This window comes from Aeromonas sp. S16(2024), assembly GCF_041403065.1.
Classification (GTDB): domain Bacteria; phylum Pseudomonadota; class Gammaproteobacteria; order Enterobacterales; family Aeromonadaceae; genus Aeromonas.
In genome coordinates this window covers 49,596-73,632 of record NZ_JBGLQX010000003.1, presented here as the reverse complement: position 1 = coordinate 73,632, position 24,037 = coordinate 49,596, and the positions used below count along the sequence as shown (strand labels likewise).

The window sequence follows — 24,037 nt, the reverse complement described above, 5'->3', positions numbered from 1 at the left end:
CATATTTTTGCATAAAGTTAGTGGCCATCTTCACCGCTGGTGAGTGCCATCTGCCGATGAGCATGAACCTTGGCGAAAGGCGAGGGGGCGGGAGGAGTGGCGGCCAGTTGAGGAGAGCACAGACGGAGTGAGCCTTGTTATCTCTTGGGGACGCAAAACAGAGAAGGCCCGCTATCGCTAGCGGGCCTTCTTTGTGATGGGGCTTGTCATCAAGCCCTGGTCTGGCACAGTGCCAGCGCGGGTTGGCGCGGCTTAGCGGGCGCGTACCACCAGACCCTTGAGGTAGAAGCCTTCCGGATAGGCGGTACCTATGGGGTGATCGGAGGCCTGGGACAACAGCTCCAGGATCTGGGCATCACGACCGGCATCGAGGGCCGCATCGGCGACGATTTTCTGGAACAGGCTCTGCTCCATCAGGCCGGAGCAGGAGTAGGTCAAGAGCACGCCACCCGGCGCCAACAGCTGGAACGCCAGCATGTTGATGTCCTTGTAGCCGCGGCAGGCACCCAGCAGCTGGGCCTTGCTCTCGGCAAACTTGGGCGGATCCAGCACGATGACATCGAACTTCTCGCCCTTCTCGCGGTATTCCCGCAGCAGCTTGAACACGTCGTGGCGCACGAACTGGGTGGTGCTGGTATCGAGATCATTGAGCTCGGCGTTCTGGCGGGCGATGTCCAGCGCATTCTGGGAGAGATCGACGTTGACCACCTCACGGGCGCCGCCCTTGAGGGCGTAGACGCCAAAACCGCCGGTGTAGCAGAAGCAGTTGAGCACCCGCTTGCCTTCGGTGTACTTGGCGGCGGCCTGACGGTTGTCGCGCTGATCCAGATAGAAGCCGGTCTTGTGGCCGTTGCGAATGTCCACCAGGATCTTGACGCCGCCGTTCTCCTCGATCACCACAGGCTCGGTCGGGGTCTCGCCATGGATGACGCCGGTGCGCTCTTTCAGCCCCTCCTTCTTGCGTACCGCCACGTCGGAGCGCTCATAGATGCTGCACTCGGGGTAGAGGGTGCGCAGGGCCTGGGTGATGAGGTCCCGCTGGAACTCGGCCCCGGCGGAGAGGATTTGGCACACCAGGAAGTTGGCGTAACGGTCGATGGTCAGACCCGGCAGACCGTCGGATTCTGCTGCGCACAGGCGATAGCCGGTGAGACCCTGACGCTTGATCAGCGGGTCCCGGGACTCCTGAGCATATTTGAGGCGACGGATAAAGAAGTCGAGATCGACGGCTTCGTCCTTGTCGAAGGTCCAGACCCGGGCACGGATCTGGGAGCTGCCTGACCAGGCACCCCGGGCGAGCCACTTGCCATCGTTTGAGTAGATCTCGACGGTATCGCCGTCAATGGGGTTGCCCTGCACCTTGTCGATCCCCTTGGAGAAGATCCAGGGGTGACGGCGCAGCAGGGATTTTTCGCGGCCTTTGACGAGATAGATGGAAGCGCTCATGGGTAGTTGCCGATGCTAAAAAGAGAAGGGGGCATATAGTAGGGGCTGTTGCGGTTGGTGCGCAAGCCGCGTCGCAGCGATAAATGCACAGGTGCGGCTGTTGTGGCGCCGGGCGTCCTGTGCAGCAACGCCTCATATCGCCCCGACGGGGTGCAGGAAAGGGAATAAAAGAAAGGCCATCCGCGAGATGGCCTTTCTGTGACACTGGGCTGGCGTCAGATCCGCAGGCCCGTCATGGCCTGGCCGAGCTCGGTGGCGGTGGCCTTGAGGCCGGCGGTGCCGGCCACCGAGGCGCTGGCGGACTCTTCCACCCGGCTGGCCTCGTGGCGCACCTGATCCAGGTTGCGGGTGATCTCTTCTGCTACCGAGCTCTGCTCTTCGCTGGAGGTGGCGATCTGGGTGCTCATCTCCAGCACGGCGTCGCTGTGGCTGCTCAGCTTGTCGATGTCCTGCCCCACTTCTGTGATGAGCTGCTGGCTGCTGGCGGCACGTCCGACCGTCTTCTCCATGATGTCGTTGAGCGCCCCTGTGCCGGCCTGCAGCTCTTCAATCATCTGCTGGATCTCCACCGTGGCCTGTTGGGTGCGGCTGGCCAAGGTACGTACCTCGTCTGCCACCACGGCAAAGCCGCGGCCCTGTTCGCCGGCCCGGGCGGCCTCGATGGCGGCGTTGAGCGCCAGTAGGTTGGTCTGCTGGGAGATGGCGTTGATGACGTTGACCACCTCGTTGATGCGGTTGGCATTGTGGGTCAGCCGCTCGACGGCGCCTGAGGCGTTGCCTATCTCGTCCGCCAGGGTACGGATGGCGGTGATGGTGCGAGCCACCCGCTGGGCGCCGTTGGCCGCCTCCTCGCTGGACTGGCGGGTCTGCAGCAGGGTGTCGTTGGCGTTGCGGGCCACTTCGCGGATCGCCGCCGACATCTGCTCCATGGCGGCGGCCAGGGAGTCCATGTGCTGGCGCTGGGCGCGGGCCAGGGTCTCTCCGTCGCTGGCGTGCTCGCGAAACTCGTCGGCGGCCATGGTGAGCGCCTCGGCGGACTCCTCCACCAGTTGCACTATCTTGTGCTGGCGATCGGTGAACTTGTCGATGCTGCCCGCCAGGATGGAGAACTCGTCCCGCACCGGGAAGAAGTTGAGGCGGAAGGTGAGATCCCCGTTCGCCACCGTCTGCAGCGCCTTGTTGGTGGAGTAGAGGGCTCCCGAGACGAAGGTCATCAGATAGTGGGTGATGAGGGCAAGCAGGGCGGCCAGCACGGCGATGATGGTGAGGGTCGTCCCCTGTCCATCCCACATGGAAAAGTTGCCGGCGTTCAGGGTGCCGCTGACAAACCCGGCCTGACCGGCCTGGGCGCTATATTGAAAGCGATCGCCTTGCCGGGTCAGACCGGTGCTGCCGGTGGGCGCCAGGGTGAGCTCGGCCGGCAGGGTGAGGGTGGGTTGCTGGGTGATCAGCTGAGCCGTGGTCTCTACCCGTTGCTTGAGTTGATCCAGCCGGATCTGCATCTGCTGATCATGACCGTCGGCCAGCAGGTACCAGGTGAGGAAGGCGATGAACAACAAGGGGCACCAGAAGGTGATGAGAAATTTTTCGCTGATCGTGAGGTGAATGAGATAACGGTCAACCCACCGGAATTTAACTTCTTTCATAATGGTATTGCGTCCTGCAAGGGGGAGAGTGTCGTGCTCATTATCGCCTTGGGGGAAAATTTCTTAAGGGGAAGGTGTGATAAATGGGAGAGCAATCGTTTGTTGTGCGGGTGTGGGGCCAGGTACAGGGGGTGGGGTTTCGTTACTTCACCCGGGAGCGGGCACTGCAGCTGGGGCTCAGGGGACATGCCTACAACCTGGAAGATGGTTCTGTGGAGATCCTGATCGCCGGCCCTGAGCAGAAGGTGCAGATGATGCTGGGCTGGCTGGAGCACGGGCCCCGAACGGCCACGGTGACCAAAATGGAGTGCACCCGGGCATTGCCCCCAGCGGGATCCGGTTTTCATACCAACTGAGAGGCAGGAGGCCGGCAGATGATGGATCAGGGCAAGGGGCTGGAGCAGGCACGTCGTCTCATGGATCAATACTGGGCCGCTACCCTGGCCCTGCGCCAACGGGCAGGAGCGGAGGAGGTCCATGCCTACCGGATTGCGACTCGTCGCCTGCTGGCCCTGCTCGCCCTGTGGCGCCCTCTCGTTCATGAGCCCGGGCTGGAGCGGCGACTGATGCGCGCGGTGGGCAGACTCTCCGCCCTGCGGGACGCCCAGGTCTATGCGGCGCACTTTGGTGGCAAGCCCCTCCCTGAGACCATGCCCCGGGTGCCCATGCTGACGGTGCGACTGGCGCGCTGGCTGGATCGGCTGTTGCTGGTCCCTGCCGACTTCAATCCCCTGCCGCTTTTTCAGATACATCTGGCGCTTGGTCTGGCGGATTGCCTGGCCGAGCCCGGACTGGAGCTACCGTCGGCCGGCAACAGGCTGCGGCTGCGCCACTGGCACAGGTTGCGGCTGGTCCTGAAGCAGACCCGTTATGGGGTGGAGCTGCTGGTAGGGCAGGGGGAGGGCGATCCGGCCTGGCTCTCCATGCTGATCGAGTGGCAGGACAGGCTGGGTCAGTTGCAGGACGCCCGGCAATGGCGCAGGCGGCTGCGTCGCCAGAAGGGGCGGAACAAGCAAGTGCGCGCCCTGCGGGAGGCGATACGCTGCCAGTTGCGCCAGCTGGACTGTCGGCAGGCTGAGCTGATTGGTCTGCGGATGGCGTTGCAGCGCCAAGATTAGCGGTAAGAAAAGGGATAAAAAAAGAGAGGCCCCGGGCCTCTCTTTTCAATTGGATGTCGGCTGCGCTTACTTGACGCGCATGCCTGGCTGGGCGCCTTCCTGGGGCTCCAGGATCCAGAGATCCTTGCCGCCCGGGCCTGCGGCCAGCACCATGCCCTCGGACATGCCAAAGCGCATCTTGCGCGGGGCCAGGTTGGCCACCATCACGGTCAGCTTGCCTTCCAGATCTTCCGGGTTGTAGGCGGACTTGATGCCGGCGAACACCTGACGGGTCTCACCGCCGATGTCGAGCTGAAGTTTCAGCAGCTTCTCGGCTTCCGGTACCGCTTCGGCCTTCTTGATCAGCGCGACGCGCAGGTCAATCTTGGCAAAATCCTCGTAGCTGATGGTCTCGCTGATGGGGTCGTCTGCCAGCGGGCCAGTCGCTTTTGGCGCCTGCTCCTTGGCCAGATCTTCCTTGGAGGCTTCCACCATGGCTTCCACCTTGGCGGGCTCGATGCGGGAGAAGAGCGCCTTGAACGGGGCCAGCTGGTGGTGGGTCAGCGGCTGGGCCACGCCATCCCAGGAGAGGGTCTCACCCAGGAAGGCTTCGGCACGCTCGGCCAGGTGCGGCATGACGGGCTTGAGGTAGGCCATCAGCACCCGGAACAGGTTGATGCCGACGGAGCAGACGTCCTGCAGCTGGGCATCCGCCCCTTCCTGCTTGGCGATGACCCAGGGGGCCTTGTCGTCCACGTAGCGGTTGGCCTTGTCGGCCAGCGCCATGATCTCGCGGATGGCGCGGCTGAACTCACGGGCCTCGTAGGCATCGGCAATGGAGGCACTGGCGCTCGCGAACTCTGCATAGAGCTCGGGTTCGCTGCAGTTGTCGGCCAGCTTGCCGTCGAAACGCTTGGCGATAAAGCCGGCGTTGCGGGAGGCCAGATTGACCAGCTTGTTGACCACGTCGGCATTGACCCGGGAGACGAAGTCTTCGAGGTTGAGATCCAGATCGTCGATGCGGCTGTTGAGCTTGGCGGCATAGTAGTAACGCAGGCACTCGGGATCCAGGTGCTTCAAGTAAGTGGAGGCCTTGATGAAGGTGCCCTTGGACTTGGACATCTTGGCGCCGTTGACGGTCACATAGCCGTGCACGTTGACCTTGGTCGGCTTGCGGAAACCCGCCCCTTCCAGCATGGCCGGCCAGAACAGGCAGTGGAAGTAGGCGATGTCCTTGCCGATGAAGTGATAGAGCTCGGCGTCGGAGTCCGCCTTCCAGTAGCTGTCGAAGTCGATGTCGCCGCGCTTGTCGCACAGGTTCTTGAACGACGCCATATAGCCGATGGGGGCATCCAGCCAGACGTAGAAGTACTTGCCCGGGGCGCCCGGGATCTCGAACCCGAAGTAGGGGGCGTCGCGGGTGATGTCCCACTGTTGCAGGCCGGATTCGAACCACTCCTGCATCTTGTTGGCCATCTCTTCCTGGATGGCACCAGAGCCGCGCACCCACTCTGCCAGCCATTTTTCAAACTGCGGCAGATCGAAGAAGAAGTGCTCGGAGTCCTTCATCACCGGGGTGGCGCCGGAGACGGCGGATTTCGGCTCGATAAGCTCGGTCGGGCTGTAGGTGGCGCCGCACGCGTCGCAGTTGTCACCGTATTGCTCCGGGGACTTGCACTTGGGGCAGGTACCCTTGACGAAGCGGTCCGGCAGGAACATGGACTTTTCCGGATCGAACAGCTGGGAGATGGTGCGGATTTTTATCTTGCCGGACTCTTTGAGGCGGCCATAGATAAGCCCGGCCAGCTCGCGGTTCTCGTCGCTGTGGGTCGAGTGATAGTTGTCGAAGCTGATGTTGAAACCGGCAAAATCCCCCTGATGCTCCTGGGATACGGCGGCGATCATCTCCTCGGGAGTGATCCCCATCTGCTGCGCCTTGAGCATGATGGGAGTGCCGTGCGCGTCATCGGCACAGACGAAATGCACCTGATGGCCACGCATTCGCTGATAACGAACCCAGATATCGGCCTGGATGTGTTCCAGCATGTGGCCAAGATGGATGGAGCCGTTGGCATAGGGGAGGGCGCAGGTTACCAGCATTCTACGAGGATCAGTTGCCATAATACGTTCTTGATGTGCCTGTTGGGATGATACAGTGCCGAGCATGTTACCCGAATTGGGGGCGGCCTGCCTAGGGTTGTGGCCCCCGGGGCTTTGGCTGACGGCATCAGCAAGACGTCGGCAAGCCACTGATTTGTGTGCGGTAACCCTTCACCTCAGGATAACGACAACATAATGGGGAGTTAATGGTGATTGATTCAGTAAAACAGATCCTTGCCGAATTTAAGCCGGCTGGATGGGGCCAGGATCTGGTGGCGGCCGGTTTTGTGCGTGCCGTCGAGCAGCATGGGCAGAGCCTGACCATCAAGCTGGTGCTGCCCTTTGCCGGCCAGACCCTGTTTGAACAGATGAAAGAAGCATTCGATGCCCAGATCAGGGCCGCCACGGGCGTCGCCATCGTCGACTGGCAGTGCGACATCGAGGTGGCGAGCATGCCCCGCGCCCAGCAACTGGCGGCGGTACAGGGCATTCGCAACATCCTGGTGGTGGCTTCCGGCAAGGGGGGGGTGGGCAAGTCCACCACCGCCGTCAATCTGGCGCTGGCCCTGCAAAAGGAGGGGGCGCGGGTCGCCATCCTGGATGCGGACATCTATGGCCCCTCCATTCCGACCATGATGGGGACCCTCAAGGAGCGCCCCCACAGCCTGGATGGCAAGTTGATGGAGCCCGTCATGGCCTGTGGTCTCAAGACCAACAGCATCGGCTACCTAGTGGCGGAGCAGGATGCCACCATCTGGCGCGGCCCCATGGCGAGCAAGGCGCTGGCGCAGATCCTCCACGAGACCCGCTGGGGAGAGGTGGATTACCTGGTGGTGGACATGCCCCCAGGCACAGGGGATATCCAGCTTACCCTGGCCCAGCAGGTGCCGACCACGGCCGCCCTGATCGTCACCACACCGCAGGATGTGGCGCTGGCGGATGCCCGCAAAGGGATCGCCATGTTCAACAAGGTCAATGTGCCTGTGCTCGGCATTGTCGAGAACATGAGCTATCACGTCTGCAGTGCCTGCGGTCATCACGAGGCGCTGTTCGGTACCGGCGGCGGCAAGAAGATGGCAGAGCAGTATCAAGTGGCGCTGCTTGGCCAGTTGCCACTGCACATCGACATCCGTCAGCACATGGACGATGGCTGCCCGACCGTGTTCGGGTCACCGGAAGGCGGGCTGGCAGAGGCCTATCTGAAACTGGCCCGTCGGGTGGGTGCCGAGCTCTATTTCAGCGGTAAACCGATTGCGACCCCGCTCTACACGGTGGCGCTGGACGAATAATCGGCTGTCGGCCGGTTGCAACAGATTTAGGGTGGGCATGAACCACCCTTTTTTATATAATGGATCGGTTTAAACAATCCCCAGTGCTCTTCTCTTTAGGTATTTTCAATGTCTGATACTCAACATTCGTGTGTGATCATCGGTATTGCTGGTGCGTCCGCATCCGGCAAGAGTCTTATCGCTCAAACCATCTACGAAGAGCTGGTGGCCGAACTGGGCGCAGGTCAGATTGGTGTGATCACCGAGGATTGCTACTACCGTGATCAGACCCACCTGACCATGGAAGAGCGGGTCAAGACCAACTATGACCATCCCAATGCCCTGGATCACGATCTGCTGGTGCAGCATCTGACCCAGCTGGTGCAAGGGGATGCCGTCAATATCCCCCAGTACTCCTATACCGAACACACGCGCATGAGCGAAGTCACCGCCTTCGCGCCGCGCCGGGTCATCATCCTGGAAGGCATACTGCTGCTGACCGACAGTCGTCTGCGTGAGCTGATGGATGCCTCCATCTTTATGGATACCCCGCTGGACATCTGCCTGCTGCGCCGCCTGGTGCGTGACGTGCAAGAGCGTGGCCGCACCATGGACTCCGTCCTCAAGCAGTATCAGAAGACGGTACGCCCCATGTTCATGCAGTTCATCGACCCGTCCAAGCAGTACGCGGACGTGATCGTGCCCCGTGGCGGCAAGAACCGCATCGCCATCGACATGCTCAAGGCGCGCATCCGCCACATGTTGATTGGTTGATATGAAACAAGCCGGGTGATGCCCGGCTTTTTTAAATGAAACTTTTGTCAGGAGAGTCGCCGAATGCGTCTTTGTGATACCGATATCGAACGCCATCTGGATGAAGGCAAGATCGTCATTGAGCCGAGGCCCGGTGTTGAGCGGATCAGTGGCGTCAGCGTCGATGTGCTGCTCGGCAACGAGTTTCGCGTGTTTCGCGATCATACCGCCCCCTATATCGACCTGAGCGGTCCGAGCGGCGAGATGGCCGATGCCATCGATCGGGTGATGAGCGACGAGATCCACATCCCGGACGGCGAGGCCTTCTATCTGCACCCGGGTCAACTGGCGCTGGCGGTGACCTACGAATCCGTGACCCTGCCTGCGGACATCGTCGGCTGGCTGGACGGTCGCTCCTCTCTCGCCCGTCTGGGTTTGATGGTTCATGTGACCGCGCACCGTATCGATCCGGGCTGGTCCGGTCGCATCGTGCTGGAGTTCTACAACGGCGGCAAACTGCCGCTGGCGCTGCGTCCCAAGATGAAGATAGGGGCGCTGAACTTCGAGATGCTCTCCGGCGCCGCGGCCCGTCCCTACAACAAGCGGGAAAATGCCAAGTACAAGAGCCAGCAAGGGGCGGTGGCCAGCCGCATCAACCAGGACTGATGTTCGTCTTCATGCTGCCTATAGAGGGTGCTTCGGCACCCTTTTACTTTTAAGGGGCGTGCAGTAAGGCATCCTGTAAGGCGCGAACCTGATGGTAAAACGCGTGTAAAATCGTCAGCTTGGCGGTGCGCTGATAGATTTTTGGGGTTGATTGACGCCTATCCATGAGGTCTCAACGGCCTTTAATTAATCCACGACAAGCCCGATCCCTGCTGGACCTAAGACATTTTCTGACGGAATGCCCTTTTTTTTTCTTACTGAAATATTTCAACAACGGGTATGGCGCACCGAGCCTTCTGGCATAATCCGCCGCAACTCATAAACAGGTTCGTTTTTATGTTTGAAATGTTTAGTGGTTTGGGTTTGTGGTGGTCAATCGGTTTGGTATTGGCCGTTTTTTTTGTGCTGGCCTATGAGTTCATCAATGGCTTTCATGATACCGCCAACGCGGTAGCAACGGTTATCTATACCAAGGCCATGCCCGCGCACACTGCGGTAGTGGCTTCCGGCCTGTTCAACTTTGCCGGGGTCATGATGGGGGGATTGGGGGTGGCCTATGCCATCGTCCATCTGCTGCCCATCGATCTGTTGCTCGGCATGGATTCGACTCAGGGTCTGATCATGGTGTTCTCCCTGCTGTTTTCAGCCATTGTCTGGAACCTGGGAACCTGGTACTTCGGCATCCCGGCGTCCAGCTCTCACACCCTGATCGGCTCCATTCTGGGGGTAGGCGGTGCCTATGCCCTGATCAGTGATCAACCTCTGAAAGAGGGCATCAACGTTGGCAAAGCCATCGACATCATGCTCTCTCTCATCATCTCTCCCACCGTGGGCTTCATCATTGCCGCCTTGCTGCTGTTCGCCATGAAGCGAGTCTGGCTTGGCAGCAAGATCCACAAAACCCCGGAAGAGCGACTGCTGGTGGACGGCAAGAAGCATCCACCGTTCTGGGCCCGTCTGACCCTGGTGGCGTCCGCCATGGGGGTGAGCTTCGTGCACGGCTCCAACGATGGTCAGAAGGGCATAGGTCTGGTGATGCTGGTGCTGATCTGCATGGCGCCCGCCTACTTCGCACTGGACATGAGCAGCCGCTCCTACGATCTGGACAGAACCCAGGATGCCAACCAGCGCATCATGGAGATCTATCAGCGCAACCAGGAGCAGGTCTCCACCGTCGTGAACTTCAGCGTTCCCGCCCATGCCCAGGAAGAGTTGATGACTCACTGCGAGGCCGGTGAGGCCTTCGCGGCCATGGCTACCCTGGACAACCGTCTGGGCCAGGTGCGCACCTACGAGCAGATGAGCCTGACCGATCGCCGCGAGGTGCGCCGTCTGCTGCTCTGTATCGACGATACTGCCCGCAAGGTCTCCAAGTTGCCGCTGCCGGCCAAGGAGCTGACCGATCTTGCCAAGTGGCGCAAGGACCTGACCGCGACGGCCGAATACGCGCCGACCTGGGTCATCGTCTCCATCGCCTTGGCGCTGGGTTGCGGCACCATGGTGGGCTGGCGTCGTATCGTCTACACAGTGGGCGAGAAGATAGGCTCTTCCGGCATGACCTACAGCCAGGGGATTGCCGCCCAGATCACGGCTGCGGCCTCCATCGGGGTGGCCAGCTTGACCGGCATGCCGGTATCCACCACCCATATCCTCTCTTCTGCGGTGGCGGGGACCATGGTGGCGAACAAATCAGGCCTGCAGAGCCAGACCATCAAGACCATCTTGCTGGCCTGGGTACTGACCCTGCCGCTCACCATGCTGCTCTCCGGTGGACTGTTCCTGATCAGCAACAATCTGTTCGGCGGCTGACAGCCAACACAGAGCATCAATGACAAAGGGCCTGCGGGCCCTTTTTTCATGGCTGCGATCTTGCCGCCGCTAGCCGTCATGCTCGGCAACTGGCAGAAACACTCCTTATATGCCATCAAACAAGAGTGTTCATTCACTGATAGATCCCTGCCAGCTTTCCTCTTCCTCATTTACCCTCCTTGTCATCAGAAGGAGGTGACCGCAGCCCATCCCGCCTGTCTTGAGGTCGGGGGCTAAGCCATCGTCTCCTCCTCTCATCAGGGCTATGCTCTCTCGTCATTCCTTGAATGCATCCGCTCATGATGTCCGCCGCTCGGTGTCGGTGTGACTGCCATCACTCCTGGTCGTGTTGCGGGATGCCTTGCTTGGCCCGTGACCGGCTGTGCTTTGCACGATAAACAAGAGGGCCTGCATGGCGGCGGGAGCAAGGGCGACGCTCCCAGGCATGGTTCCTGGGGTCTAATTGCGGCAAGGCAAGATACGAAGAGGAGAGGCTGACAGAGTGTTCCGGTTCCCGAGTCAGCTTGGTTTGTCGCTTATCTTCCCTGCAAAGAGCAAGAAGAGGAGGGGACAGGGGATTGAGGGGCTGGCCAAACTGTCAGGCAAAAAAAAAGAGCCACACAAGGTGTGGCTCTTTTTATCAGACCAGACAAGCTAGAGGATCAGGGACGACCCGCCGGGCTGGTTGCTACATTGACGGCGGCTGTGCTGCCACCGTGGCGGCCTGAGCTCGCGACTTCACTGCGCTCCAGCGGGGCCTGCTCAACCGGCTCACGGGGAGCTGGTGCTGGCACTGCTGCCGGCGTTGCCATGGGGGCAGAGGCCTTGCGGGCACGAGCCAGTACGCCAGCGCCTTTGGCAACCGGTTTGGTGGCCGGGGCGACGACAGGCTCGGGCTGTGCGACCACAGGGGCGACAGGCTCGGCGGCAGGAGCCACTTCCTCGGCTTGCGGGGCAGGCGCCGGCTCCACCACAACGGGGGCGGCTTCTACCACAGCCTGGTCAGCAGTGCTGGCCTCGACCACGACCTGAGCCTCCTCGGCAACCACTTCGGTCACCGGCTCGACAACGGCAGGAGCTGCTTCGATGGCAACCGGGGCCGGCTCGATGGCGGCAGGTGCCACTTCGATAGCAGCCGGGGCTACTTCAACGGCAACAGGAGCTTCGTTGACTGCAACGGGAGCTTCAACCACCTCGGCAACCACAGGGGAGGCGACGGCAGCCACAGCCGCTTGAGCCTGCTCATGAGCCTCTTCGGCCACGGCTTCGGCGACCACGTGCTCGGTCAGAGCGGCAGAGGCTTGCAGCGCGGCGGCAACGGCCTCGGCACTCGGGATGGTGACGACAGGCACGGCGGGCTCTTCCACCTTCACCTGAGCAGCGTCCGCCTGAGCGGCTGTGGTCAGTTGCACTTCGGCCTGAGGTTCATCATCGCGCTGGCCACGGGCATCTTCGTTGATGCGCTTGCGACGCTGGCCTTCGATCCGCTGGCTGCGCGGAGTACGGCGAGAGCGGCGCTGACCTTCGGTCTGCTCCTCTTGCTCACCGACCACGGCCGTTGTCTCGACTTGGTCATGGGCCTGTTCGTCCACCGGCAGGGCAGGGGTGTCGGTGGCGGCGACATCGACCCGAACCTGCTTGCGCAACTGGCGACGTTCGCGGCGCTCGGCCACTTTCTGCTCTTTTTCCTGACGCGGCTCGGCGTTGACGGCGGCGGTCTCGACGGCTTCTACCGCTTCAACCACGACCTCGGCACGGGGCTCGCGCGGGGCACGGGGTTCGCGAGCCGGGCGCGGGGCGCGAGGTTCACGTTCCTGACGGGGCTCACGGGGTTCGCGATCCACGCGCGGCTCGTTGCGTGCTTCACGGGGCTCACGTTCCATGCGCTGTTCGCTGCGCACTTCACCACGGGCTTCACGCTCCTGACGAGGCTCGCGCTCTTTACGCTGACGACGGTTGCGGCTCTCGCCACCCTCGCGGTTGGCGGCGCCTTCACGCTTCTCGCCGGCGTCTGCCGGGTTGCGGTTGCTGCGGTTGTCATCGCGACGACCACGCTGGCCACGGCTGCGGGTGTCGTCACGCTGATGACGGTGACCCTCATCCTTGCGCGCTTCCCGTTGTGCAGCCGGTTTCTCGGCAGGCGCTTTCACTGGTGCCGGGGCTGCATCTGAGCCGAACAGACCTGAGATGGCCTTGAACAGCTTGCCAAACAGACCCGCTTCGGCGACGACCGGTGCCGCTGCTGCGACGGGGGCTGGGGCTGGGGCGGCAACAGGAGCGGCCGGTTGAGGCGCCTGGACGAAGCCTTGCAGCAGCGGTTGTTCACGCTCGATCACCTGAGCCTGCTTGGGCTGGTAGACCGGCTTGGCAATCTCGGTTTTCAGCTCGTAGCTGGCCGCTTCCGGGATCTCGTTCTGACGGATGCGGGTCACTTCGTAGTGCGGGGTTTCCAGATGCTGGTTCGGAATGATGTAAACACGGACATCATTGCGCTGCTCCAGACTGGCGATGGAGGCACGCTTCTCGTTGAGCAGATAGGCGGCAACATCGACCGGCACCTGGCCGTGAACCTGCTCTGTGTTGTCCTTCATGGCCTCTTCTTCGATGAGACGCAGGATGGACAGGGCGAGGGATTCGTTGTCACGGATGACACCCTGACCCTGGCAACGGGGGCAGATGTGGCTGCTGGACTCGTTGAGGGAGGGACGCAGACGCTGGCGAGACATCTCCAGCAGACCGAAACGGGAGATCCGGCCCAGTTGGATGCGGGCCCTGTCCTGATGGACAGCTTCACGCAGACGGTTTTCCACTTCGCGCTGATGGCGAACCGGCGTCATGTCGATGAAGTCGATGACAATCAGGCCCCCCAGGTCGCGCAGACGCAATTGACGGGCAATTTCGTCGGCCGCTTCCAGGTTGGTCTGCAGCGCCGTCTCTTCGATATCGCCGCCCTTGGTGGCGCGGGAGGAGTTGATATCGATGGAGGTCAGCGCTTCGGTCGGATCGATGACGATGCTGCCGCCGGAGGGTAGACGCACTTCACGCTGGAAGGCAGACTCGATTTGGCTCTCGATCTGGAAGTGGTTGAACAGGGCGACATCACCCTTGTACAGCTTCACACGATTGAGGAAATCGGGGCGAACCAGCTCGATGTGCGACTTGGCACGCTCGAAGATGACCGGATTGTCGATCAGGATCTCGCCCACATCGCGACGCAGATAGTCACGAATGGCGCGCACGATGACGTTGCTCTCCTGGTGGATAAGCACGGGCGCGGTACGGTCCTGTGACGCCTTATGAATGGAATCCCAGTGGTTGAGCAGAACGTTCAAGTCCCATTCCAGCTCTTCCGGGGATTTGCCCACACCGGCGGTACGCACGATGAGGCCCATGCCGTCAGGCACTGTCAGTCCGCTCAGGGCTTCTTTCAACTCGGTCCGCTCGTCACCCTCTATACGACGGGAAATGCCGCCAGCACGGGGGTTGTTCGGCATCAGCACCAGGTAGCTGCCGGCCAGACTGATGAAGGTGGTGAGGGCTGCACCCTTGGTGCCACGCTCTTCCTTGTCAATCTGGACGATCACTTCCTGGCCTTCGCGGACCACTTCTTTGATGTTGGGACGACCCTGATAGGAGTAACCGGAGGGGAAGTAATTGCGGGCGATTTCCTTTAACGGCAGGAAACCGTGGCGCTCGGCGCCATAGTCAACAAAAGCAGCTTCAAGACTGGGTTCTACGCGGGTGATCTTACCCTTGTAAATGTTCGCTTTTTTCTGCTCGTGTCCCGGACTTTCAATATCCAAATCGTAGAGCTGTTGTCCGTCAACCAGCGCTACGCGCAACTCCTCTTCCTGAGTCGCGTTGATTAGCATTCTTTTCATTGAGTTCTCATTATTTTGTCATTTTGATTCCTCCACAGGATCCTGCCGGTGCCGGCCTCGGGTCTTCAGCATGCTTGGGCAACCTCCCGGTTGGGACATGCATGAGGCGCAAACTAAGGGCACTCTGGTTCGGCCTTCTCGAGAAGGCATGAATTAAGGATACCGGTGTGGAGACAATTAAATCGGTTCTGTTTGCGTTCTCCATGCGTTGTACCTCGCACCCGGGAACCGTCATGTTCTTGTATACACGGTGTTTCGGGATTGGGTGGCATACTTTTTGGCCACTTAGTACAAGGCTTGAACACAATGACAAAACCTTGTTTATTATCCCATTTAAACCACTTTTATAGCAAGACGCCATTTTTTAACAAAGCATGCAGCCAAGGGCTGTCGGCGGTGTTAAAATCCGCGCCATGACACAGATACATCAACAAGTGCAGCTGCTCACCATCGAAGCTGAGCATGAAGGGCAGCGCATCGACAATTTTCTCAAGACTCAGTTAAAGGGCGTCCCCAAGAGCCTGATCTATCGCATCCTTCGCAAAGGCGAGGTGCGCGTCAACAAGAAACGCATCAAACCGGAATACAAACTCTGCGCCGGCGACGAGGTGCGGGTGCCCCCCGTGCGCGTGGCCGAGAAGAACGAATTGCCCTCTGCCAACCTCGGCAGCATCCAGCGTCTGGAGAGCCAGATCCTGTTTGAAGACGAGGCCATGATAGTGCTGAACAAGCCGTCCGGCATGGCGGTGCACGGCGGCAGCGGCTTGAGCTTTGGGGTCATCGAGGGGCTGCGCGCCCTGCGCCCGGAAGCCCGCTTCCTGGAGCTGGTACACCGGCTCGACCGCGACACCTCCGGCGTGCTGCTGGTCGCCAAGAAGCGCAGTGCCCTGCGCAGCCTGCACGAGCAGCTGCGGGTCAAGACCATGCGCAAGCAATACCTGGCGCTGGTGCGCGGTCAGTGGCAGTCACACGTCAAGGTGGTCAATGCGCCGCTGCGCAAGAACGATCTGCAATCCGGCGAGCGGGTGGTGCGGGTCAGCAGTGACGGCAAGCCCTCCGAGACCCGTTTCCGGATTGCCCGTCAATTTGCCGAAGCCACCCTGGTGGAATGCAGCCCGATCACCGGTCGCACCCACCAGATCCGGGTTCATACCCAGCACGCCGGTCACCCCATCGCCTGTGATGACAAATACGGTGAGTCGGCCTTCGATGAGAAGATGCGAACCCTGGGGCTCAAGCGCCTCTTTTTGCACGCCTGGAAGCTGAGCTTCACCCATCCGGCTGATGATCGCGAGATGCAGGTGGAAGCGCCGCTCGCCCCCGAGCTCGATGCCTTCCTGAACAAGCTGGCACGCTGATGCAGCGCATCCGACTCGCCATTTTCGATTGGGACTGTATCCTGATGGATTCGGTGGGGCGGATCGTCGCCTGAGTGCGCACAGGGTTGATGAACACTAAGACAACAATGGGAGCCTTGGCTCCCATTGTTGTTTCTGCTTCCTGCCAAGGATCAGGGCAGATTGAGGCCGTGGCGCGCCAACAGCTCGATCAGGCCGATCAGGGGCAGGCCGATCAGGGCGTTGGGATCCCGCCCTTCCAGCCCCTTGAACAACATGATCCCCATGCCCTCACACTTGAAGCTGCCGGCGCAATCGAGGGGCAGCTCCGCCGCCACATAACGGCGCAGGGCCGCCTCGTCCAGGGAGCGAAAATGCACGGTGAAGGGCTCCACGAGCTGCTCGGCCCGGCCGTTTGCGGCATCGAGTACGCACAGGCCGGTATAAAAGGTGATGCTCTTGCCCTGGGCCATCATCAGCTGCGCCACCGCGTTATCCGCAGTGCCCGGCTTGCCGAGGATGCGGCCGTCACAGACGCACACCTGATCCGAGCCTATGATCAACCCCTGATCATGTTGGTGGGCGATGGCGCTCGCCTTGGCATGAGCCAGGCGGCTGACCAGTGCGTCGGCCGACTCCCCGGGTAGAGCGGCTTCATCGACCTCCGGAGAGGCACATTGGAACGGCAGGCCGAGTTTTTCCAGCAGCGACTTGCGATAACGGGAAGTGGAGGCGAGGATCAAGGGCGTGTGCATATGTTGATGATATCCATTTATAAATCAATTGGTTGATTCTAACTGTGGCAGAAGGCCCACGCAAACCACCCGAGCGCCAGCGCGCGGCTTTGGCTTATAACAACATGCATGCTGGCGACCCGAGAACGGCGATGACACCGCTTGATGAGGCAGGAGTGCGACATGACAAGATACGGTGTACTGGCCCTGATGCTGCTCTCCCTCGCTAGCTGGGGACAGGAGTGGCAGCCAGAGAAGGGGGAGGGCGGCGTACAGCTCTGGACCCAGGCGCGCCCTCCGTCCCCCTTTCTGGCCTTACGCCTGGAGATGCGGGTCAAGGCGGATCCCATGGCGTTGCTGGCCGTGCTGCGAGACACGGCGCGCCATCGGGAGTGGTTGCCGTCCAGTCGCGAGGTGCGGCTGCTGGCAAGATCCGGCACCGATGATGACCTGGTTTACACCCGCTTGGCGTCCCCTTGGCCGGTGCAGGACAGGGAGCTGATCACGCGCTCCCACCTGAGCCGGCGGGCTGGCTGCGCGCTGGTGCTGGAGGTGTGGGCCGAGCCGGACGCCCTGGCGCCCCGCCCGGGCCTGTACCGGATCAGGGAGAGTGCCGGTCGCTGGGAGGCGCTGCCACAACGCGATGGCACCACCTTGGTCAGGCTCGAAAGCCATACCAATCCGGGCAGCCATTTGCCGGGCTGGCTGGTCAATCCGATGACCATCAAGGCGGCGCTGGGCAGCTTTCAGGCCATACGCCGCCTGATGGAGGCCCAACCCAGAGCCGCACCTCGGCAACTGTTACTCGGTGGCGGAGGCTGCCTTGCCTCGCCCTGAATCCGGCAATGGAGGCTCTGCAAGGAACGGACAGTCAAGCCGGGTACTTGGTGCGCGGGGCACTTGATGGGGGAGGGGCGTACAACGGCATAAAGGGCGCATTGACCCCGAGTTCCTGACCAAGGGGGATGACGGCACAGGATCCTGTGCGGGATCCCGCGGTTTATGGCATAATCGGCCACCGATGAACACAAGTTCCAGCATGCAGGGGCTTGTGCAGGTAAAATCATCGGCGGTAAGGACTTTTTCCTTTGACTATCCCTTGTTGGACCTATAATATTCGCGCCCTATGCAAAAGGTGAAGTTGCCCGTTAAGGTTGATCCAGTCCGTAATGCCTTGAAGCTACTCGATTATGTCGGGATAGTGGAAAAGTCGCAGATGCCCAGACTGGAAGCATCAACCGAAGGCTTGCGAAGTGATGTGGACGTCACTCTGCAGTTTGGCAAAGATGTCCAGAAGTTGACCGTTATGAAAGGCACTGCCCATGCCAAGGTTGACCTGGTTTGCCAGCGTTGTGGAGAGGCTTTCGAGCACCTTTGTGAAGCTAGTTTTATTTACACTCCGCTGTTCGAGAGAACAAACGAGGAAGAGCTGCCGGAAGCTTATGAGCCCATTGAATTGGACGAAAACGGCGAGATAGATCTTCATCAAATCCTGGAGGATGAACTCATCCTCTCGTTGCCTCAGGTGGCCATGCATCCCATGGATGTCTGCCCCAGAGGAAACATGGAAATGACTTGGGGTGACATCGAGCCTGCTGATGAGCGGCCGAATCCCTTTGCAGTTCTTGAAGAGCTCAAACGTAAGTGAATTTTAGGAGTTAGCCTACCATGGCCGTACAACAGAACCGTAAAACCCGCGCCAAGCGTGGCATGCGTCGTTCCCACGATGCGCTGACCACTGCAGCCCTGACTGTTGATCAGACCAGTGGCGAAATTCATCGTCGTCACCACGTGACTGCCGATGGTTTCTACCGCGGTAAAAAGGTAATCGCTTAAGGATTGCCTTTGTCTACGCAAACTGTCGCGCTAGACATAATGGGGGGAGATATTGGCCCCTCTGAAACAGTGCCTGCCGCCGTGCAGGCACTGTCTCTTCTGCCTCAACTAAATCTTGTTCTGGTCGGTGACCAACACCTGATCGCCCCTCTGTTGCAGCAACATGGCTTGCTGACTCATCCCCGCGTTCGTCTCGTACATGCATCCCAGGTCGTCGGCATGGGCGAAAAGCCGATCGTGGCGCTGCGTACCCTGAAAGACTCCTCCATGCGGATTGTGCTCAATCTGGTGAAAGCCGGTGAGGCCGATGCCTGCGTCAGTGCCGGCAATACCGGTGCCCTGATGGCCATGGCCAAATGTGTGCTCAAATCCCTGCCCGGGGTCGACAGGCCCGCCCTCATCAAGGCACTGCCGACATTGAGCGGCAAACGCACAGTGATGCTGGATCTGGGGGCGAACGTGAGCTGCGATGCCGACACCTTGCTGCAATTTGCGGTGATGGGCTCCGTCGTGGCCGAGCAGGTCGAGGGGATAGCATCCCCCCGGGTGGCGCTGCTCAACGTGGGGGAGGAGGAGATCAAGGGCAATGACCTGGTACGCCACAGTGCCGAGTTGTTGCGCCAGTGCGCCGCGCTCAATTTTGTCGGTTTCATCGAGGGGGACAGGATCTTCAGCGGTGACAGCGACGTCATCGTCTGTGACGGTTTCGTCGGCAATGTGGCGCTCAAGACCGCCGAGGGCGTGGTGCGGATGATGGCCGAACTGGCGGGATATCCTCGCAAAAAACGCAGTTTTCTTGGTCGACTCGCCGGATTTATGTTCAAACGGCGTTTTTCTTACCTGAACCCCGACCAGTATAATGGCGCGAGTCTGTTAGGATTGCGCGGCATTGTGGTAAAAAGCCATGGGCGGGCCGAGCGCCGCGCTCTGTGTCATGCGATTCTGCTGGCCGCACAAGAAGCCAAACACCAACTTCCATTGCAAATTGCAGATCGCCTTGAATCTGTCTTTTCCGACAGGGATTTATAAAACTCTATGCATAGCAAAATTCTGGGTACTGGCAGTTATCTGCCGAGTTCGGTTCGTACCAACGCCGATCTTGAGCAGATGGTTGAAACCAGTGACGAGTGGATCGTGGAACGTACCGGGATCCGTGAACGCCGCATCGCCGGGAGCGACGAGAGCGTCGCAACCCTGTCTCATCAGGCGGCCTTGCGGGCGCTGGATGCCGCGGGTCTGACTGCCGCCGATCTGGACATGATAGTGCTGGCGACCACCAGCGCCGAGAACGCCTTCCCGGCTGCGGCCTGCGAACTGCAGGGGCTGCTCGAGGTTCCGGGGATCCCGGCCTTTGACGTGGCGGCGGCCTGCGCCGGTTTCACCTATGCGCTCTCCATTGCCGATCAGTTCGTCAAGTCCGGCGCCGCTCGCCACGTCCTGGTGGTCGGTGCCGACGTGCTCTCCCGCATGTGCGATCCGGAAGACAGGGGCACCATCATACTGTTCGGTGATGGGGCCGGTGCCGTGGTGATAGGGGCGAGCGAGACCCCCGGTATCCTCTCCACCCACCTCCATGCCGACGGCCGTTATGGCGAACTGCTCAAGTTGCCGCAGCCTCGTCGTGGCATGCCGGGGGCCGAGCTCGAAGCCTACATGTACATGAAGGGCAATGATGTCTTCAAGGTCGCGGTGACGCGCCTGAGCGAGATCGTGACCGAGACCCTGGCTGCCGCCAACATAGCTCCGAGCGAGCTGGACTGGCTGGTCCCGCATCAAGCCAATTTCCGCATCATCAACGCCACCGCCAAGAAACTCGGCATGGGGCTCGACAAGGTGATCCTGACCCTGGATCGCCACGGCAACACCTCCGCCGCCTCCGTGCCCATCGCCTTCGATGAAGGGGTACGTGACGGCCGTATCAAACCGGGCCAGCTAGTATTGCTGGAAGCCTTCGGCGGCGGTTTCGCCTGGGGTTCGGCGCTGGTTCGCCTCTGATACCAAGCGGCGCCGCGAGTCTCGGGCGCCCGCTTACCGATTTCGTCTTACCTTAAAGGAATCAATGATGACCCGATTTGCCATTGCCTTCCCGGGACAAGGCTCCCAGAGCGTCGGCATGCTGGCGGAGCTCGCCGAGCAACACGCCGTGATTAAAGAGACCTTCGCCGAGGCGAGCCAGGTGCTGGGTTATGACCTGTTTGCCCTGGTGTTGAACGGTCCCGCCGAGGATCTGAACAAGACCTGGCGCACCCAGCCAGCACTGCTGACCGCCTCCGTCGCTTTGTGGCGCCTGTGGCAACAGCAGGGTGGGGCAACCCCCGCCGTCATGGCCGGCCACAGCCTGGGCGAGTATTCCGCCCTGGTGTGCAGCGGCGCCCTGGCCTTTGCCGATGCGGTCAAGCTGGTCGAGCTGCGTGGCCTCGCCATGCAGGAAGCCGTGCCGGAAGGCACCGGCGCCATGGCCGCCATCATAGGTCTGGACAACGACTCCATCGCCGCCAACTGCGAGAAAGCGGCGCAAGGCCAGGTGGTCTCTCCGGTCAACTTCAACTCCCCGGGCCAGGTGGTCATCGCCGGTCACAAGGAAGCAGTCGAGCGTGCCAACGTGCTGATGAAAGAGTCAGGCGCCAAGCGTGCACTGCCGCTGCCGGTCTCGGTGCCTTCCCACTGCGCCCTGATGAAACCCGCAGCCGAAAAACTGGCCGCCGCGCTGGATGGGATCGAGATCAAGGTTCCAACCATCGCAGTCATCAATAATGTCGACGTCTCCTGTGAACAGGATCCGGCCGCCATCAAGCAAGCCCTGGTGCGCCAGCTGTTCAGCCCGGTCCGTTGGACCGAGACGGTAGAGCGGATGGCAAACGACGGCGTCACCCTCGAGATCGAGATGGGACCGGGCAAGGTGTTGACCGGGCTGGCCAAGCGCATCGATCCGCGCGTGGAAGGCATTCACGCCAACGATGCCGCCTCTTTCGAGCAGGCGCTGGCCCAAGTCAAATAAACAGGAGCAAGTCATGAGTTTTACCGATAAAGTTGTGCTGGTCACCGGCGCCAGCCGTGGCATTGGTCGTGCGATTGCCGAGACTTTTGCGGCCCGTGGCGCGAAAGTGGTGGGAACCGCGACCAGCGAGAGCGGTGCCGAGGCCATCAGCGCCTATCTGGGCGAGCAGGGCTGCGGCATGGCACTGAACGTGACCAGCCAGGAATCCATCGAAACCGTCTTTGCCGCCATCAAGGAACGCTTTGGCGACATCGACATCCTGATCAACAACGCCGGTATCACCCGCGATAACCTGTTGATGCGGATGAAGGATGACGAGTGGAACGAGATCATCGACACCAATCTCACCTCCCTGTACCGTCTGAGCAAGCCGGTGTTGCGTGCCATGATGAAGAAGCGCCATGGTCGCATCATCAGCATAGGTTCCGTGGTCGGTACCATGGGCAACGCCGGTCAGGTCAACTATGCTGCCGCCAAGGCGGGCCTGGTGGGCTTTACCAAGTCATTGGCCCGTGAAGTGGCTTCCCGTGGCATCACGGTGAATGCGGTGGCCCCCGGTTTCATCGAAACCGATATGACCAAGGCGCTCAATGAAGAACAGCGTGCCGGCATCATGAATCAGGTGCCTGCCGCCCGTTTGGGTGATCCGAAAGAAATTGCTGCCGCTGTGGTATTCTTGGCGTCTGACGACGCTGCCTATATCACCGGCGAAACCCTGCATGTTAATGGCGGGATGTACATGGTGTAATCAATTTGTCGTGAGATCTGTTCAAATTTGCGATAGTACGCCGAAGTTTGGCGAATTTCGTGGTTTGACCAGCGGCAAGTCACTTGCAAACTCACGTCAATTGAATACACTACCCCAACCAGACGCAATAGCGTATTTTTAAAGGAAAATTCAGGTCATGAGCAACATCGAAGAACGCGTAAAGAAAATCATCATCGAACAACTGGGTGTTAAAGAGGAAGACGTCAAGAACGCTGCCTCCTTCGTCGACGACCTGGGCGCTGACTCTTTGGATACCGTTGAACTGGTAATGGCGCTGGAAGAAGAATTCGATACCGAAATTCCTGATGAAGAAGCCGAGAAGATCACCACTGTTCAAGCGGCTATCGACTACATCACCGCTAATCAGGAATAAGTTCCTGTTCTGAAAGAAGCGGCCCAAGGGCCGCTTCTTTTATGTTTACTCCCTTTCAAAATACCTCTCGGAGACTAGCTCAGTGTCAAAACGCAGAGTCGTGGTAACCGGCCTGGGGATGCTTTCCCCTGTGGGCAACACTGCCGAATCCAGCTGGCAAGCCCTGCTCAACGGGCAGAGCGGCATTTCTCTCATCGATCACTTTGATGCCAGCGAGTTTGCGACCCGTTTCGCAGGCCTGGTCAAAGAGTTCGATCCCGAACAATACGGCATCAACCGCAAAGAAGCCCGCAAGATGGATCTCTTCATCCAGTACGGCGTGGCGGCGGGGGTGCAGGCACTGGATGATTCCGGCCTCGTCATCAACGAAGAGAATGCGGAGCGGGTCGGCGTGGCCATCGGTTCCGGCATCGGCGGTCTGGGTCTCATCGAGCAGAACCACAGCAGCCTCATCAACGGCGGCCCGCGCAAGCTGAGCCCCTTCTTCGTGCCATCCACCATCATCAATATGGTGTCCGGTCATCTCTCCATCATGAAGGGGCTGCAAGGCCCGAACATCGCCGTGACCACGGCGTGCACCACCGGTACCCACGCCATCGGCATGGCTGGCCGGATGATCGCCTACGGTGATGCGGACGTGATGGTCGCCGGCGGCACCGAGAAAGCCTCCACCCCCATGGGGATGGGCGGCTTTGCGGCGGCCAAGGCGCTCTCTACCCGTAACGACGAACCGCAGAAGGCGAGCCGTCCCTGGGACAAGGATCGCGACGGTTTCGTGCTGGGTGATGGCGCCGGGGTACTGGTGCTGGAAGAGTACGAACACGCCAAGGCCCGTGGCGCCAAGATCTATGCCGAGCTGGTTGGCTTTGGCATGAGCGGCGACGCCTACCACATGACGGCGCCTCCCTCCGATGGCAACGGTGGCGCTCGCGCCATGAAAAATGCCATCAAGGATGCCGGCATAGCGCCGGAGGCGATCGGTTACATCAACGCCCATGGCACTTCCACCCCGCTGGGTGATGTGGCCGAACTGCGTGGCATGAAAGAGGTGTTTGGCGATCATGCCAGCGCCCTGATGATCAGCTCCACCAAGTCCATGACCGGCCACCTGCTGGGGGCGGCGGGGGCCATCGAGGCGATCATCACTGTGTTGGCCCTGCGTGATCAGGTGGCACCGCCCACCATCAATCTGGACAACCCGGATGAGGAGTGCGATCTGGATCTGGTGCCCCATGTGGCCAAACCCGGCCAGTTTGAATATGCCCTCTCCAATTCGTTTGGTTTCGGCGGCACCAATGGCTCCCTGATCTTCAAACGCGTATAA

Annotated in this window: 21 protein-coding genes and 1 pseudogene; 17 read left to right on the top strand and 5 right to left on the bottom strand. The window is 60.5% G+C overall.

Annotated elements, in window-relative coordinates; all coding sequences use genetic code 11:
* Positions 1-252: 252 nt before the first annotated feature.
* Together ACB030_RS03445 and ACB030_RS03440 are read right to left on the bottom strand one after the other, a co-directional pair.
* Entirely contained in the window at positions 253-1,446 is a 1,194-nt protein-coding gene (locus ACB030_RS03445; RefSeq protein WP_371158029.1) for a class I SAM-dependent methyltransferase, read from the bottom strand.
* A gap of 215 nt (positions 1,447-1,661) precedes the next feature.
* Positions 1,662-3,092: a methyl-accepting chemotaxis protein gene (locus ACB030_RS03440; RefSeq protein ID WP_371158027.1), complete on the bottom strand. Its 1,431-nt coding sequence runs from the start codon at positions 3,090-3,092 to the stop codon at positions 1,662-1,664.
* A gap of 83 nt (positions 3,093-3,175) precedes the next feature.
* Between ACB030_RS03440 and ACB030_RS03435 the strand changes: the two genes are divergently transcribed.
* Both ACB030_RS03435 and ACB030_RS03430 read left to right on the top strand, forming a co-directional pair.
* A complete protein-coding gene (locus tag ACB030_RS03435; RefSeq protein ID WP_205641771.1) occupies positions 3,176-3,448 on the top strand; it encodes an acylphosphatase in 273 nt (90 codons plus the stop codon).
* Positions 3,449-3,466: 18 nt separating this feature from the next.
* The gene (locus tag ACB030_RS03430) at positions 3,467-4,210 is read left to right on the top strand and encodes a CHAD domain-containing protein (RefSeq protein ID WP_371158025.1); all 744 of its coding nucleotides are present in this window, start codon (positions 3,467-3,469) and stop codon (positions 4,208-4,210) included.
* Between the two features lie 66 nt (positions 4,211-4,276).
* Here the strand turns inward: ACB030_RS03430 and metG are convergent, their stop codons facing one another.
* The gene (metG, locus tag ACB030_RS03425) at positions 4,277-6,310 is read right to left on the bottom strand and encodes a methionine--tRNA ligase (protein ID WP_371158023.1); all 2,034 of its coding nucleotides are present in this window, start codon (positions 6,308-6,310) and stop codon (positions 4,277-4,279) included.
* Between the two features lie 185 nt (positions 6,311-6,495).
* On the opposite strand from metG, the gene apbC reads away from it, so the two are divergent.
* The 4 genes from apbC (at position 6,496) to ACB030_RS03405 (ending at position 10,785) form a co-directional block, all read left to right on the top strand.
* A complete protein-coding gene (apbC, locus tag ACB030_RS03420; RefSeq protein ID WP_371158021.1) occupies positions 6,496-7,578 on the top strand; it encodes an iron-sulfur cluster carrier protein ApbC in 1,083 nt (360 codons plus the stop codon).
* Positions 7,579-7,686: 108 nt separating this feature from the next.
* Positions 7,687-8,331 carry a uridine kinase gene (gene udk / locus ACB030_RS03415; protein ID WP_041205758.1) on the top strand — a complete coding sequence of 215 codons (645 nt, stop codon included), beginning with the start codon at positions 7,687-7,689 and terminating at the stop codon, positions 8,329-8,331.
* Positions 8,332-8,394: 63 nt separating this feature from the next.
* A complete protein-coding gene (gene dcd / locus ACB030_RS03410; protein WP_205641763.1) occupies positions 8,395-8,976 on the top strand; it encodes a dCTP deaminase in 582 nt (193 codons plus the stop codon).
* Positions 8,977-9,312: 336 nt separating this feature from the next.
* Complete coding sequence (locus tag ACB030_RS03405) at positions 9,313-10,785, top strand: inorganic phosphate transporter (RefSeq protein ID WP_371158018.1); 1,473 nt, start codon at positions 9,313-9,315, stop codon at positions 10,783-10,785.
* 662 nt (positions 10,786-11,447) lie between these two features.
* Here ACB030_RS03405 and rne read toward each other — a convergent pair.
* Positions 11,448-14,666 (bottom strand): ribonuclease E, encoded by a 3,219-nt coding sequence (gene rne, locus ACB030_RS03400; RefSeq protein WP_371158016.1) that lies wholly within the window; start codon positions 14,664-14,666, stop codon positions 11,448-11,450.
* Positions 14,667-15,079: 413 nt separating this feature from the next.
* Here rne and rluC point away from each other — a divergent pair, with 413 nt between their 5' ends.
* Entirely contained in the window at positions 15,080-16,024 is a 945-nt protein-coding gene (rluC, locus tag ACB030_RS03395; RefSeq protein WP_205641759.1) for a 23S rRNA pseudouridine(955/2504/2580) synthase RluC, read from the top strand.
* A pseudogene (locus ACB030_RS03390) lies at positions 16,024-16,095 on the top strand (HAD family hydrolase); the annotation flags it as partial. The gene rluC and the pseudogene ACB030_RS03390, both read left to right, overlap by 1 nt.
* An 81-nt stretch (positions 16,096-16,176) precedes the next feature.
* On the opposite strand, the gene ACB030_RS03385 reads toward ACB030_RS03390, so the two are convergent.
* Entirely contained in the window at positions 16,177-16,758 is a 582-nt protein-coding gene (locus tag ACB030_RS03385) for a nucleoside triphosphate pyrophosphatase (RefSeq protein WP_371158014.1), read from the bottom strand.
* 162 nt (positions 16,759-16,920) lie between these two features.
* On the opposite strand from ACB030_RS03385, the gene ACB030_RS03380 reads away from it, so the two are divergent.
* The 9 genes from ACB030_RS03380 (at position 16,921) to fabF (ending at position 24,037) form a co-directional block, all read left to right on the top strand.
* A complete protein-coding gene (locus ACB030_RS03380) occupies positions 16,921-17,574 on the top strand; it encodes an START domain-containing protein (protein ID WP_371158012.1) in 654 nt (217 codons plus the stop codon).
* Between the two features lie 289 nt (positions 17,575-17,863).
* On the top strand, positions 17,864-18,385 hold the full coding sequence (yceD, locus tag ACB030_RS03375; RefSeq protein ID WP_025326977.1) for a 23S rRNA accumulation protein YceD: 522 nt from the start codon (positions 17,864-17,866) through the stop codon (positions 18,383-18,385).
* Positions 18,386-18,405: 20 nt separating this feature from the next.
* On the top strand, positions 18,406-18,573 hold the full coding sequence (rpmF, locus tag ACB030_RS03370; RefSeq protein ID WP_005300935.1) for a 50S ribosomal protein L32: 168 nt from the start codon (positions 18,406-18,408) through the stop codon (positions 18,571-18,573).
* Between the two features lie 9 nt (positions 18,574-18,582).
* Positions 18,583-19,602, top strand: coding sequence for a phosphate acyltransferase PlsX (gene plsX, locus ACB030_RS03365; protein WP_371158009.1), 1,020 nt, complete (start codon positions 18,583-18,585; stop codon positions 19,600-19,602).
* A 6-nt stretch (positions 19,603-19,608) separates the two neighbouring features.
* Positions 19,609-20,568, top strand: a complete 960-nt coding sequence (locus ACB030_RS03360; protein WP_139434511.1) for a beta-ketoacyl-ACP synthase III — start codon at positions 19,609-19,611, stop codon at positions 20,566-20,568.
* Between the two features lie 67 nt (positions 20,569-20,635).
* A complete protein-coding gene (gene fabD, locus ACB030_RS03355; protein ID WP_205641755.1) occupies positions 20,636-21,571 on the top strand; it encodes an ACP S-malonyltransferase in 936 nt (311 codons plus the stop codon).
* Positions 21,572-21,584: 13 nt separating this feature from the next.
* Positions 21,585-22,319 carry a 3-oxoacyl-ACP reductase FabG gene (gene fabG, locus ACB030_RS03350; protein WP_025326981.1) on the top strand — a complete coding sequence of 245 codons (735 nt, stop codon included), beginning with the start codon at positions 21,585-21,587 and terminating at the stop codon, positions 22,317-22,319.
* Between the two features lie 157 nt (positions 22,320-22,476).
* Positions 22,477-22,713 carry an acyl carrier protein gene (gene acpP, locus ACB030_RS03345; RefSeq protein ID WP_005300909.1) on the top strand — a complete coding sequence of 79 codons (237 nt, stop codon included), beginning with the start codon at positions 22,477-22,479 and terminating at the stop codon, positions 22,711-22,713.
* Between the two features lie 82 nt (positions 22,714-22,795).
* Positions 22,796-24,037, top strand: coding sequence for a beta-ketoacyl-ACP synthase II (gene fabF, locus ACB030_RS03340; RefSeq protein ID WP_371158006.1), 1,242 nt, complete (start codon positions 22,796-22,798; stop codon positions 24,035-24,037).